The organism is Demequina sp., from assembly GCA_024707205.1.
Taxonomy (GTDB): Bacteria; Actinomycetota; Actinomycetes; order Actinomycetales; family Demequinaceae; genus Demequina.
In genome coordinates this window covers 1,526,014-1,538,994 of sequence record JANQAD010000001.1, presented here as the reverse complement: position 1 = coordinate 1,538,994, position 12,981 = coordinate 1,526,014, and the positions used below count along the sequence as shown (strand labels likewise).

General features: G+C 67.0%; 11 protein-coding genes and 1 pseudogene. 7 read left to right on the top strand and 5 right to left on the bottom strand.

Translation table 11 applies throughout. The features are described from left to right. Positions 1-26 precede the first annotated feature (26 nt). A complete protein-coding gene (locus NVV57_08000; GenBank protein ID MCR6712632.1) occupies positions 27-1,154 on the bottom strand; it encodes a GGDEF domain-containing protein in 1,128 nt (375 codons plus the stop codon). A 183-nt stretch (positions 1,155-1,337) separates the two neighbouring features. Here NVV57_08000 and pta point away from each other — a divergent pair, with 183 nt between their 5' ends. The 5 genes and pseudogenes from pta to NVV57_07975 all read left to right on the top strand — a co-directional run bounded on the left by pta (position 1,338) and on the right by NVV57_07975 (position 9,155). Further along, the gene (pta, locus tag NVV57_07995) at positions 1,338-3,398 is read left to right on the top strand and encodes a phosphate acetyltransferase (protein MCR6712631.1); all 2,061 of its coding nucleotides are present in this window, start codon (positions 1,338-1,340) and stop codon (positions 3,396-3,398) included. Positions 3,399-3,410: 12 nt separating this feature from the next. Then, a complete protein-coding gene (locus tag NVV57_07990; GenBank protein MCR6712630.1) occupies positions 3,411-4,538 on the top strand; it encodes an acetate kinase in 1,128 nt (375 codons plus the stop codon). Positions 4,539-4,670: 132 nt separating this feature from the next. After that, complete coding sequence (locus NVV57_07985) at positions 4,671-6,179, top strand: hypothetical protein (GenBank protein ID MCR6712629.1); 1,509 nt, start codon at positions 4,671-4,673, stop codon at positions 6,177-6,179. A gap of 152 nt (positions 6,180-6,331) precedes the next feature. Continuing rightward, a pseudogene (locus NVV57_07980) lies at positions 6,332-8,790 on the top strand (phosphoketolase family protein). 26 nt (positions 8,791-8,816) lie between these two features. Continuing rightward, the gene (locus tag NVV57_07975; protein MCR6712628.1) at positions 8,817-9,155 is read left to right on the top strand and encodes a hypothetical protein; all 339 of its coding nucleotides are present in this window, start codon (positions 8,817-8,819) and stop codon (positions 9,153-9,155) included. 6 nt (positions 9,156-9,161) lie between these two features. On the opposite strand, the gene NVV57_07970 is transcribed toward NVV57_07975, so the two are convergent. The 4 genes from NVV57_07970 to NVV57_07955 all read right to left on the bottom strand — a co-directional run bounded on the left by NVV57_07970 (position 9,162) and on the right by NVV57_07955 (position 12,268). Next, a complete protein-coding gene (locus tag NVV57_07970) occupies positions 9,162-9,851 on the bottom strand; it encodes a hypothetical protein (GenBank protein MCR6712627.1) in 690 nt (229 codons plus the stop codon). Positions 9,852-10,033: 182 nt separating this feature from the next. Then, positions 10,034-10,900 carry a formate/nitrite transporter family protein gene (locus NVV57_07965; GenBank protein ID MCR6712626.1) on the bottom strand — a complete coding sequence of 289 codons (867 nt, stop codon included), beginning with the start codon at positions 10,898-10,900 and terminating at the stop codon, positions 10,034-10,036. A gap of 164 nt (positions 10,901-11,064) precedes the next feature. After that, positions 11,065-11,742: a glutamine amidotransferase gene (locus tag NVV57_07960; GenBank protein MCR6712625.1), complete on the bottom strand. Its 678-nt coding sequence runs from the start codon at positions 11,740-11,742 to the stop codon at positions 11,065-11,067. A 94-nt stretch (positions 11,743-11,836) separates the two neighbouring features. Beyond that, the gene (locus tag NVV57_07955) at positions 11,837-12,268 is read right to left on the bottom strand and encodes a DoxX family protein (protein MCR6712624.1); all 432 of its coding nucleotides are present in this window, start codon (positions 12,266-12,268) and stop codon (positions 11,837-11,839) included. An 88-nt stretch (positions 12,269-12,356) separates the two neighbouring features. Here NVV57_07955 and NVV57_07950 point away from each other — a divergent pair, with 88 nt between their 5' ends. Both NVV57_07950 and NVV57_07945 read left to right on the top strand, forming a co-directional pair. Next, positions 12,357-12,659: a TPMT family class I SAM-dependent methyltransferase gene (locus NVV57_07950; GenBank protein MCR6712623.1), complete on the top strand. Its 303-nt coding sequence runs from the start codon at positions 12,357-12,359 to the stop codon at positions 12,657-12,659. Next, the gene (locus NVV57_07945) at positions 12,616-12,972 is read left to right on the top strand and encodes a hypothetical protein (protein MCR6712622.1); all 357 of its coding nucleotides are present in this window, start codon (positions 12,616-12,618) and stop codon (positions 12,970-12,972) included. The genes NVV57_07950 and NVV57_07945 overlap by 44 nt, the downstream gene beginning before the upstream one ends. Positions 12,973-12,981: the final 9 nt, after the last annotated feature.

The window sequence follows — 12,981 nt, the reverse complement described above, 5'->3', positions numbered from 1 at the left end:
CTTAAGCCTACGCCGCGGCCCGATTGTCAGTCGCGGACGGCGTCTTCCAGTCCGGCACCTAGAACGATGTTGCGCCCGGCCGCCTTCGCCTCGTAAAGCTTGGCGTCTGCAAGGCGCAGCAGCTCCTCCTTCGGAGCCAGCTGCCTGCCGTGCGCCACCCCTGCCGAGATGGTGACCGGCTGGGCGATACCGTCCACCGCATACTCGTCCTCAATCTCGGCCCGCATGTGCTCCAGAACGGCGAGGGCGTGATTCAGCGACACCTGCGGCAGGACGATGAGGAACTCCTCTCCACCCCACCGCGCAACGGTGCCCGCGTCGCCGATCGACCTCGCAATTGACCGCGCGACGTTGGAGAGCACAACGTCGCCAGCGCCATGGCCGAGCGCGTCGTTGATCCGCTTAAAGCGGTCGAGGTCAACGAGCGCGAGCGCGTATTGACCCTGTCGCGCGGCCGACGCTATGACCGGGGCGATCCCGCGGCGGTTGAGGGATTCGGTGAGGGAGTCCGTCTGAGCCGCGGCGCGCGCCTCGGTCAGCAGCAGCTCGTTGCGGTTGCGTTCGCGCTGGTAGAAGAAGCTGTTGAACGCCGCGATCGTGTACAGCAGCCCAAGGGTGGACACCACGTTGCAGATGGCGAGCGCGTGGATCGTGCCACTGGAGATCTCGAAGTTCGGAACCTCGAACGCCGGGAACAGATACACGGAGAAGAGCACCGCCGCACCAAGCAGGCCGATGCCAAGCCGCATGCCCCAGCGTCTGGCGGGAAAGAGCGCAAAGCTCAGCGCGGGCATAGCGAGAAGGTGCAGCTGGAAGGCGGCCGGCCGCGAGTAGACGTCCGTGAGGTAGGTGTACTGCATGAGCGGCGCGAGCAGCGCGAGCACGCTCCCCAACAACGGCATGCGGAGCTTGTTGAGCCACAGCCCGGCGGCCCACGTGATGAGCATGACGGCGTGGGTCGCGACGGGGGCCGGCGTGGGGCCGCCGATGACCGCGAGCACCACCAGCCAGGGCAGGTTCGCCGCGATCGCGAGCACGTAGAACCGGTTCGCCGACGCGATGGCGCGGGCGTCGTCTGCCCGTGCCGCGTCCGTCCCTAGGCGCGCGAGCGTTAGCCATGTGGCGTGAAACCACGCCCGCGCCCGCTTCACCATGCCGCCTGTCCCCACCGGTAGCCCATCGCGCTTTCCCTCGTAGCGCCCGCCAGCAGTCTAGGGGTGACCGCTTGAGCCGGGAATGGACTGTGGAACAGTGCACACGACGCCTCGGTGACGCGGCCCGACGCTTCAGGGACCTTTGGCGGCAACCTCGCCTGAGGTTCGTGGAATGCTTGGGGCGTGGCGCGGAGCATCTATATCACCTCCACCGAGGGAGATTCGGGCAAGTCGACGGTCGCGCTCGGCATCACCGCTGCTCTTGGGCGGTCGGTTGGCCGGGTGGGTATCTTCCGGCCGGTTGCTCGCGTCGCTGACGGCTCCGACTATGTGGTGCAGCTGCTCTTGGCCCACGACGGGATCGACCTCACGTACGAGGAATGCGTCGGCGTCACCTACGACGACGTGCACAACGACGCCGAGGCCGCTCTCGCGACGATCGTCTCGAGGTATCACGACGTGGCGCGGCGCTCGGACGCCGTGGTGATCGTCGGCACCGACTACACGGACGTCTCCGGCGCCGCCGAATTCGAGTTCAACGCCCGCATCGCCGCCAACCTCGGCGCGCCGGTCGCGCTCGTGGTCCACGGCATCGATCGCAGCCCAGCGGACATCGCCCAGGTCGCGGAGCAGGCGCGCAGTGAGCTCGAGGCCAACCACGCGCATGTCGCCGCGATCTTCGCGAACCGCTGCGAGCCGGCGCAGCTCGACGCGATCCTCGCTGCGCTTCCCGCCGACGTCCGCATGGGCGCGATCCCTGAGGATCCCATCCTCGTGGCGCCGCTGCTGAGCGAGCTCGCCGCGGCCACGGGGGCCCAGTTCATCTCCGGCGATCCCGACCTCATGAGCCGGGAGGCGCGCTCTATCCTCATCGGCGCTATGACGACGGAGCACCTCCTTGACCGGCTCGAGGAGGGCGCTCTGGTCATCACGGCCGGCGACAGGGACGACGCTGTCCTCGCCCTGCTCAGCGCGCACAGCGCGGGCGGCTTCCCCGCTCTCGCGGGAATTCTGCTCACGGGCGGCTTCGAGCCGCCGCCCACCGTCGCCAGACTGGTGGCAGGACTGCGCTCGCCGCTTCCGGTACTCCGCACAGCGTCGGGCACCTTCAAGACGGCTACCAGGGCGTACAAGACCCGCGGGCGCCTCAGCCAGGACAGCCGGGTCAAGGTGGACACGGCCCTCGCGATGTTCGAGAAGTACGTGGACGCAAAGGCGCTGCTCGCGGCGCTCGACGTGGCGCGCACCGACGTTATCACGCCGCTGATGTTCGAGTTCGACCTGATCGACAGGGCGCGGTCCTCGAAGCGCCGCATCGTCCTTCCAGAGGGGTCCGATGATCGCATCCTCCGCGCCGCCGCGCGCCTGCTGACGCGAGACGTGTGCGACATCACGATCCTCGGCGACGAGGCGAGCATTCGCGGGCGCGCGGGCGAGCTGGGCATCGACATCGCGCGCGCCACCATCCAGTCGCCGACCGACCCGCAGCTCATCGAGCGCTTCGCCGCCGCGTATCACGAGGCGAGGGCCGCGAAGGGCGTGACGCTGGACCAGGCCCGCGACCAGGTGCAGGACGTCAGCTACTTCGGCACCATGATGGTCAAGGAGGGGCTCGCGGACGGCATGGTGTCCGGGGCCGCGCACACCACCGCCCACACCATCACCCCTGCCTTCCAGCTCATCAAGACGCCGCCAGGGGTGTCGATCGTGTCTTCGGTGTTCTTCATGTGCCTGCCGGACAAGGTGCTTGTCTATGGCGACTGCGCCGTGAACCCTGACCCGACCGCGGAGCAGCTTGCCGATATCGCCATCTCGTCGGCAGAGACCGCCGCCCTGTTCCACATCGAGCCGCGTATCGCGATGCTCTCGTACTCGACCGGTGAATCCGGCACGGGCTCCGACGTGGACAAGGTGAGGCTCGCCACCCAACTGGTGCGGGAGCGTCGGCCCGATCTGCTGGTTGACGGTCCCATGCAGTACGACGCCGCCGTGGAGCCCTCCGTCGCGGCGTCCAAGGCGCCGGGTTCCCCCGTGGCCGGGCGAGCCACCGTGCTCGTGTTCCCCGATCTCAACACGGGAAACAACACGTACAAGGCGGTGCAGCGCTCCGCTGGCGCCGTCGCCGTCGGCCCGGTTCTCCAGGGCCTGCGCAAGCCGGTGAACGACCTCTCTCGGGGCGCGCTCGTGCAAGACATCGTCAACACTGTTGCCATCACCGCGATCCAGGCGCAGCAGCTTCCCTAAGGAGACAACACCTTGCCCGTCCCCGGCCTGGCGCTCGTGCTCAACTGCGGCTCGAGCTCCATCAAGTACCAGCTCATCGACACGACGGCGGAGGAACCGCTCGCCGTGGGCCTCGTTGAGCGCGTGACGGACCACGCGGCCGGCGTCGCCGAGGTGATCAGGAGCCTCGAGGCGTCGAACGCCGCGGCGCTCGCCGCGATCGACGTCGTCGGGCACCGCGTGGTGCAGGGCGGCGACGAGTTCACCGCCCCGACGATCATCGATGACGACGTTGAGCGGCGCATCGTGGTGCTCTCCGCCTTGGCCCCGCTTCACAATCCGGGGCACGCCGCGGGCATCCGCGCGGCCCGCGAGGCGTTCCCCGAGATCCCTCACGTGGCGATCTTCGACACCGCCTTCCACCAGACCATGGCGGCGGAGGCGTACACGTACGCTCTCGAGCGCAGGGTCGCGGCCGAACACGCCATCCGCCGCTACGGCTTCCACGGGACGTCTCATGACTTTGTCTCGCGGGCAACGGCCGACGCTATGGGCAGGGACGTTCGCGACCTGAACCAGATCGTCCTGCACCTGGGCAATGGGGCGTCGGCCTGTGCGGTGAAGGGCGGTCGCTCGTTCGACACCTCGATGGGGCTGACACCGCTCGAGGGTCTGGTGATGGGGACGCGCACGGGAGACATCGATCCTGCCGTGGTGGCGCACCTCGGCCGCTCGGCCGGCATGACGATCGACGAGATCGACGATCTGCTCAACAAGCAGTCAGGGATGCTGGGGCTCACCGGATACAACGACCTGCGGGACGTGCACGCGGCGGCCGAGGCCGGCAACGAGGACGCCCGGCTTGGGCTGCAGATCTACTACCGGCGCATCCGCGGGTACGTGGGCCGCTACTACGCGCTCCTTGGGCACCTCGACTCCATCACGTTCACGGCCGGGGTTGGCGAGAACGACGATGCCGTCCGGCTCAACTCGCTCTCCGGGCTAGAGGAGCTGGGGATCGTCATAGACCCCGAGCGCAATGCGGGTCGCAAGACGGCGCCAACGCTCATCTCCGCCGATTCCTCACGGGTGCAGGTGTGGGTCGTTCCCACCAATGAGGAGCGCGAGATAGCGGCGCAGTCGCTGGCCGCGATTTCTTAGGGCGTCTTCGCTGGTTTTGGGCGATTCGACCGGTTCGTGGCCTCTCGCCAAGTGAAGTCCACCACACCGGTTAACACGCCGCCGATCAAGGCGATACTGTGTGGCGCAACAACATCTATTAGGGGGAAACCCATGGTACGACCGCTCGTTTCGCGAGTTCTCAGCGCAGCAGCCCTGAGCGCCCTGATGGCCTCTGTCGGCATCACAACCGCCGTCGCCGATGATGACGATCCCGTCGTCCCGAACCTCGACATCACCGAGGCGGGAATCATCACGCTCCCCGCGGGTGACGGCGTCCGCGACAGCACCGACGTGACGGTCACGTCTGACGCGCCGACCATCGTGTCGCTGTCGATCTCCGACACCAGCTGGGCTGAAGTCGAGACCTTGCCGTCCGTCGAGCTGACGGCCGAGGACCTGAGCGCCGACGTGACGGTTCCCGTTGCGGGCCTAGAGGCCGGCAACTACTACCTCGTTGCGACGCCGGTTGGCGGCGACGCCGTGTCCACGGGCCTCACCGTCGGTTCCGGCGAGCCGACCGACGTCTTCACCGACCTCTCGACCTACTCGATCTTCACCCTCGCGAGCGCCACGCCGCACTCCACCACCGTCACCGTCTACGCGTGGGACGAGACCGGCGAAGTTGTGCCATTCGAGGGCACCGTGAGCGCCACCGTCGGGGGCAAGACCGCGACGGCTCCCGTCGCTTCGACGGATGGTTCGAATGCCACGGCCACGATCAGCGGCACCGCGCTGAAGGCGGGCACCGGTCCAGTCGTCGCCAGCGTGCACGCCTTCGGAGGCAGCACCAACTACGAGTCTGACCCGGTCGACATCGATGTCATCTCCACTGGGGTGACGGGCGTGTCTCTCGCCAGGACCGCCTCGTCGGTTTACCCGTACAAGGACTACTACCGCGACACCGTCTCGTTCACCGTCAAGCCTTCGACCACCACTGGCACGACCCTCGCCGCGACCGGCAGCGTCAAGATCACCCGCTCCGGCAAGACGGTGAAGACCTGGACGCTCACTTCCTCCGCGACCAAGAAGTTCACGTGGGACGGCAAGGTCAACGGCAAGATCGTGCCCGGCACCTACACCGTCAAGGTCACCATCAAGGGACCGGAGGGGTCGACGAAGACCGCCTCGACCACGGTCAAGGTCGACTCGGGCAAGCTCAAGACGAAGACGAAGACGCTCACCTACAAGTCGGCGTCGGCGTTCAAGAAGTACGTCGCCAACGACCAGTACGAAGAGAACGCCTGCTACATCAACTATCCCAAGTCCGGATACAGCTACTGTGAGGCGCCGTTCGCGTCAATTGTCGATGGCTACGCGCTGATCGGCCTGGGCGCGGTCTCCGTCCCGTCCTACGTGGTGAGCGCCGAGGCGTACGGCGGCGCTAAGGTCAACGCCACGCTTTACGGTGTCAAGAAGGCGGGCACGATCGACTGGCTCCTCGGCGGCGACTACGGCAGCGTTCGCAGCGGCCACCTGAAGACGGGCACCAACAGCCTTGGCACGGTGACGCTCGCCACGGGGTCAAAGAAGACCTACGTCTACGTTGGCCTCGACGGGGGCGAGTGGGTGTACAACACCAGCCTCAAGGTCACGTACACGTACAGGGTCATGACGCACTAGCAGTTCTTCCGACACGAGGTCCCGGTCGCGCACAGCGGCCGGGACCTCGTGCGTTTCGCGGGTGAACAGCCGGTGTACCTGGGTCATTTCGGGCTGTGCGTTCACACGCTTGCGCATAGGGTTGGGTGAGCGGCAACCACCTGGAGGAAGTCATGAACGCGGCCCCTTGGAGCGTCAACCCGGACGGCATCTCTGACGAGGAGATCGCCAAGATCGACAAGTGGTGGAGGGCCTCCAACTACCTCAGCGTCGGGCAGATCTACCTGCTCGACAACCCGCTGCTGCGGGAGCCGCTCACCCGCGACCATGTGAAGCCGCGCCTTGTTGGCCACTGGGGCACAACGTCGGGCCTCAACTTCCTGTACGCGCACCTCAACCGCGTCATCGCGGACCGCCAGCAGCCCACGATGTACATCATCGGCCCCGGCCACGGGGGCCCGGCCTCGTTGCGAGCAGCTTCCTCGACGGCACGTACACCGCCACCTATCCGGACATCTCGTATGACGAGCCGGGGATCAAGCGCCTGTTCAAGCAGTTCTCCTTCCCTGGCGGCATCCCCTCGCACGTGGCGCCGGAGACGCCGGGCTCCATCCACGAGGGCGGCGAGCTCGGATACTCGCTGAGCCACGCGTACGGCGCCGCCTTCGACAACCCGGACCTCCTCGTCGCGACGATCGTGGGCGACGGTGAGGCGGAGACGGGTCCCCTCGCCACGAGCTGGCATTCGAACAAGTTCCTCAACCCCGCCACCGATGGTGTGGTGCTGCCGATCCTCCACCTCAACGGATACAAGATCGCCAACCCCACGGTGCTCGCGCGCATCAGCGAGGATGAGCTCGTTGACCTCATGAAGGGGTACGGCCACAAGCCGCACGTCTTCACGGCCGGATTCGACGACGAGTCTCACGAGTCCATCCACCGCCGCTTTGGCGAGCTGCTGGACACCGTGCTCGACGAGATTGCCGCGATCAAGGCCGAGGCCGCGCGGAACCCGGACATGGAGCGCCCCATGTGGCCCATGATCGTGTTCCGCACTCCCAAGGGCTGGACCTGCCCCAAGGAGATCGACGGGAAGCAGACGGAGGGCTCGTGGCGCGCGCACCAGGTGCCCCTGGCGTCGGCCCGCGACACCGAGGAGCACCTGCACATCCTCGAGGGCTGGCTCAAGTCGTACCGGCCGGACGAGCTATTCGACGAGGCGGGCACGCCGCTCGAGGAGTACACCTCGCTCGCGCCCGAGGGCGACCTGCGCATGAGCGCGACGCCGCACGCGAATGGCGGCATGCTCCTGCGGGACCTGCGCCTGCCCGACTTCCGGGACTACGCGGTGGACGTGCCGGTGCCCGGTACTGCGGTGGTGGAGGCCACGCGCGTGCTCGGCGACTGGGTGCGAGATGTGGTCGCGCAGAACATGGACAACTTCCGCATCTTCGCTCCAGACGAGCTTGCGTCCAACCGGTTCGGCGCGGCCCTCGAGGTCACGAACCGCGTGTGGATGGCGGAGATCTATGACAACGACGACCACCTGGCCAAACATGGCCGCGTCATCGAGATGCTCTCGGAGCACCAATGCCAAGGCTGGCTCGAGGGCTACCTGCTCACCGGCCGCCACGGCATGTTCACGTCCTACGAGGCGTTCATCCATCTCGTCGACTCGATGTTCAACCAGCACGCGAAGTGGCTCAAGGTCTCGCGCGAACTGCCGTGGCGCAGGCCCGTCGCCTCGCTGAACTACCTGCTATCCAGCCACGTGTGGCGCCAGGACCACAACGGCTTCAGCCACCAGGATCCGGGCTTCATCGACCACGTGATCAACAAGAAGGCCGAGGTTGTCCGCGTCTACCTGCCCGCCGACGCGAACACGCTGCTGAGCACATGGGACCACTGCCTGCGCTCTCGCGACTACGTCAACGTGGTGGTCGCGGGCAAGCAACCGCAGGCGTCGTGGCTGACCATGGACCAGGCGATCGACCACTGCACCCGCGGGCTTGGCATCTGGGAGTTCGCGTCCAACGTGCCGGCAGGCGAGGAGCCCGACGTTGTGCTCGCCGCAGCGGGCGACGTGCCCACTCTGGAGGTGCTCGCGGCTATCGACATCCTCCGCACCGAACTTCCGGACCTGAAGATCCGCATGGTCAACGTGGTTGACCTGATGCGGCTGCAGCCCGAGAAGGAGCACCCGCACGGCATGGCCGACCGCGAGTACGACCAGCTCTTCACCACCGACAAGCCGGTCATCTTCGCGTATCACGGCTACCCGTGGCTCATCCACCGCCTCACCTACCGCCGCCACGGCCACGACAACCTACACGTGCGCGGCTACAAGGAGGAGGGCACCACCACCACGCCGTTCGACATGGCGATGCTCAACGACATTGATCGGTACCACCTGGTGATCGACGTCATCGATCGCGTGCCCGAACTGGGGTCGCGGGCCGCGTCGCTGCGCCAGAAGATGTTCGACACCCGGCTGCACTCGCGCCGCTACGCGCGCGAGTTCGGCATCGACACCCCTGAGGTCAACGACTGGGTGTGGCCCGACGCTCGGGGCGAGGGCGGCGACGCCGGCAAGGTCGACGCCGTGGCAGCGACCGGCGGCGACAACGAGTAGGCCCGACGCGGCAGCTGGGTACAGCGATGATCGTTAACGTCTCGAAGGGCACCGGCTGGTTGCGCGTGCTGCTCTCGCTCGCATCCTTCGGCGCGGTCGCGTGGGCGGTGTATGCGCTCGTGGGCAACCACGGCTCGGCGTACCACAACATGAGTTCGCAGGACCCCGTGTACTACTACGCAATCCTGATCTGTCTGCTGGTGACGTTCCTCGCGGCCCTCATAGGCATGATCTCTGGGGTCGCTGGCGTGCGCTCGCCGGGTGACGCGCCGGGCTGGGTGTTCAACCTGGTGCTGGTGGCGCTGCTCGCCGCGACGCTGTGGTCCGCGGTGGTGGCCTTCGGCTACATCGCCTACCTGGATTAGCAGAGGTCAGGAGTCCGCCCACGGTCCCTCGACGCACAGAGCATCCGGGTAGGACTCGTAGCCGGTGGCCGTCTGCACGACGATCGCGGTGATCTTCACCTTCTCGGCGGTGCCCACGACCCAGGTCTCGCGCGTCGCATCCGGGTATCCCGCCGAGGCAGGGCGCCAAGTGGTCAGCGGCTCGCCGTTCGTCGCCGCGTTGAAGTTCGCGGCGAGTTCCGCGAGTGCGTCATCTGGGGTGGAACCGGAGCCACCCTCGATCGCCCATCCGGGCATGCCGCCGATGACACAGCCGAGGTCCTCGGTAGTGGCGTTCGACCAGTAACCATTCGGATCGGTGACACTGACGGTGACCGGGTCGCCCTCAACATCGAGAGTCGAGCACGAGAGCGTCATCGGCCCAGGCGGGTTGCCCAGGGTCCAGGTGGCCGGACCCGCCGGGAGTTCATCGCCGCCAGTCCCATAGTTGAGGTACGCACCCGCTGGCGCCTCGCTCGAGACATTGAGGACCACCCCGCCGGAAGTGGCCGCGACGGTGGCGCTCGAGACAGTGATGCTGAGGTCCTCGTTGCAGTGCACGTCGATCGCCGCGGGACCGGCATAGCTGGGCGACGGACTCGGCGAGGTACCGTGCGCTGCCGAGCAGCCCGCGAGTGCGAGGATCACCATCCCCGCGCCCATCAAAGCCAGCCTCATGCCCCCTCACACTATCGGGCAGACCCGCTCGCAGCGTCGGGCAGCCCGCGCTCAACGGCCCTCCTCCACACATTTTGGCCCGACGCTGTTCCCGGCATGGCAGATACCAGGCAGTTTGCCCGCAGGAGGGTTGAGGGCAGCGCCGATTGTGTGGAGGAGGGCCGGAGTTCGCGCGCCGGGGTCTAGGCGCTCGCGCTGACCGCCGCTGGCAGGTCGGCGGCCACACTGGGCTTGGACGCCGTGCGGTAGTGGGTGAGGTAGATGGCGGCACCGGTGAAGGTGAGCCCGCCAACGAGGTTGCCCAGCACCACCGGCAGCTCGTTCCAGGTGAAGTAGTCCACCCACGTGAAGTCCGCGCCGAGCATGATCCCAACGGGGAACAGGAACATGTTGACCACCGAGTGCTCGAAGCCCATGGCGAAGAACAGCATGACCGGCAGCCACATCACCAGGATCTTGCCCACGACGTCTTTCGCCATGTACGCGCCGACCACGGCGGTGGACACCATCCAGTTGCACAGCATTCCGCGGGTGAACACCGCGAGCCAGCCGCCGGCGCCGTGCGCGGCGTAGCCAAGCGTGCGGTCGTGGCCGATCGCCGCGAGCTTCTGCCCGTAGGCCGCGAACTGATTCGCCGCGTCGTCGATGGAGGTGCTGAATCCGTAGGTGACGAAGATGGTCACGAGCAGCGCCACCGTGAGTGCGCCCGCGAAGTTGCCAACGAATACGAGCCCCCAGTTGCGCAGCACCGCGCGCCCGGTGACTCCTGGCCGTTTCGCGACCCACGCGAGCGGGGCGAGCACGAAGACCCCGGTCAGGAGGTCGTAGCCGAGCAGGTAGAGAAGGGCGAAGCCAATGGGGAACAGGATGGCGCCCACGATGGGCAGACCGGTGTCCACCGCCATCTTGATGGCGAACGCGGCCGCGAGCGTGAGCAGCGCCCCGCCCATGAAGGCGCGGATCAGCGTGTCGGGCGTGGACAGGTGGACTTTGGACTCGCCTACGTCGATGAGCGACGCTGCGAATTCCGGCGGCTTGACGTACGTCATGCGGGGACTCCTCTTGGGTGAAGCCAGCGTGTGTTGGCTGTTCCGACGCTAACGACGCGCCGTTTCGCCCCAAGATCGCCGCCGAAACGGTCTGGTGAATTCTCCCGCACGGTCGCTGCCGCGCCGCTGTGAGAACGTGCCCGACGCCGTGGCCGGATCCAGCGCTAGAGGCCCCTGAGGTACTCCCGCACCATCGAGATTCCGGCCATCGCGGCCGCGTCGCCGTGCTCGGCGCGCTGCGCGCGCAGGTCGCCGAGGTCGAATCCCCAGCGCTGAAGGTCGCCCGCGTGGCCCACGAGCCACCGCTCGTTCATCTCGGGATCCGCCTCAGGATGGAACTGCAGCGCGAGCGACCTCCCCAAAGAGAACGCCTGATTCGGGTTGAGCTGAGAGTTCGCGAGCAGCGTCGCGCCGTCGGGAACCGAGACCACGTCCTGGTGCCAGTGCAGCACCGGCGCCCCCGCGAGGTGGCGCAGCGGGGTGTCAGCTGCGTGGGATGTGAGAACGAGCGGAGCCCAGCCAACCTCCCTGTTGCCGCGGGTCATCTCGCCCCCACGGACGAGGGACATGAGCTGCGCGCCAAGACAGATGCCTACTGTGGGAAGGTCGGCATCCATTCGCGATTCGAGCACCGCGCGCACATCTGCGAGCCACGGGTAGTGCGCCTCGTCGTCCGCGTCGATGGGTGCGCCTAGCACAAAGGCGAGGTCAGCGTCGGCCAGGGGCGAAGGATCGTCAATCCCCGCCTCGAGGTATCGCACCTCGTATCCATGGGCGCGGATCTCCGCCTCCCACGTGCCGAGATCCTCAAAGGCAACAAAGCGAAGGACGTCGCAGCGCACAGCGCCATCCTAGAGACTGCGCAACCCTAGCGTCGGGCCGCCTGGGCAAGAGAAAAGGGGAGGCGAGCCAAGCGGCCCGCCTCCCCTTCCGTCGTTACGAGAGATGGAACAGCGGTCCCGTGATCGTGAGGCCGAGGTTGGCCGCGGTCACCGCGAACAGCAGGAAGAAGGCGAGCGCGCCGCCCATGAGGCCCACGTTCTTGTTGAACATGACCTGGTCGCCCTGCTTGGCCTGGGCGTCGCCGTCCTTCCAGTACGCGTGCATGAAGAACGTGATCGGGATGAGGGTCGCGGCGATGAGGAGCGAGCCGACGTCACCCCAGATGCCCAGCAGCACCATGATCGCGCCCGCGCCGAGCGTGATTCCGGAGAAGATCACACCGAACTTGCCGCCGGGGGCGCCCTTGAACTTGGCGTAACCCGCCATGTCATTGGCCTTGACGATGTGCCCGATCGCGCTCGTCGCGAAGATGAGCACAAAGAGGATGCGGGCAATGAGAAATACGACGTCCATGATTTCCTTCATTAAGTTGAGTGTTCAAGTGACGATAGAGGTAACTACTTGACACGTCAAGTTATTCCGCGCTGCGCCTCCGCGCCGCTAGCCTGCTCGCATGAGGGAACAGGATCCGGCGGAGCACTGGGAGCAGCGTTACCGCGAGAACACCCGGGCGTGGTCGGGAAGCGCCAACCCGACGCTGGTGTCGGTGATCTCCGGCCTCACCCCCGGCACCGCGCTCGATCTGGCCTGCGGCGAGGGCGCCGATGCCGCCTGGCTCGCGTCCCAGGGCTGGAACGTGACCGGCGTGGACATCTCGCCGACGGCGATCCAGCGCGCGAGAGGCCGCGGCTGGCGTGGTTGGGGCGACGTTCGTGGCCGCGGACCTCTCCCAGTGGGTGCCCGACGCGCCGGTTGACCTCGTGTGCTCGTCGTTCCTGCACTCGACCGTGGCCCTGCCGCGCATCGAGATCCTGCGCTCGGCGGCGTCATGGGTGAAGCCGGGAGGCCACCTCTTTGTGCTCACCCATGCCGAGGCACCGTGGTGGAGCGGGCTCGCGCATGAGCATCACGCGCAGCTCCAGGCTCCCGAGGTTGACCTCGCGTCGCTCGCGCTCGACGGGTCGCTGTGGGAACCGATCGAGGTTGCCGTCCGTGAGCGGCATGCTGTGAGCCCTGACGGCGAGCCCGGGGTGCTGCGGGATGGCGTGATCCTGCTCAGGCGGGCTTGACCCGCGGCT

Excerpts from the sequence above, each read along its gene's own strand:
- NVV57_07970 (MCR6712627.1), bottom strand. The coding sequence starts at position 9,851 with ATGAGGCTGGCTTTGATGGGCGCGGGGATGGTGATCCTCGCACTCGCG.
- NVV57_07955 (MCR6712624.1), bottom strand. The coding sequence starts at position 12,268 with ATGAAGGAAATCATGGACGTCGTATTTCTCATTGCCCGCATCCTCTTT.
- NVV57_07950 (MCR6712623.1), top strand. The coding sequence starts at position 12,357 with ATGAGGGAACAGGATCCGGCGGAGCACTGGGAGCAGCGTTACCGCGAG.
- NVV57_08000 (MCR6712632.1), bottom strand. The coding sequence starts at position 1,154 with ATGGTGAAGCGGGCGCGGGCGTGGTTTCACGCCACATGGCTAACGCTC.
- NVV57_07965 (MCR6712626.1), bottom strand. The coding sequence starts at position 10,900 with ATGACGTACGTCAAGCCGCCGGAATTCGCAGCGTCGCTCATCGACGTA.
- NVV57_07985 (MCR6712629.1), top strand. The coding sequence starts at position 4,671 with ATGGTACGACCGCTCGTTTCGCGAGTTCTCAGCGCAGCAGCCCTGAGC.
- NVV57_07975 (MCR6712628.1), top strand. The coding sequence starts at position 8,817 with ATGATCGTTAACGTCTCGAAGGGCACCGGCTGGTTGCGCGTGCTGCTC.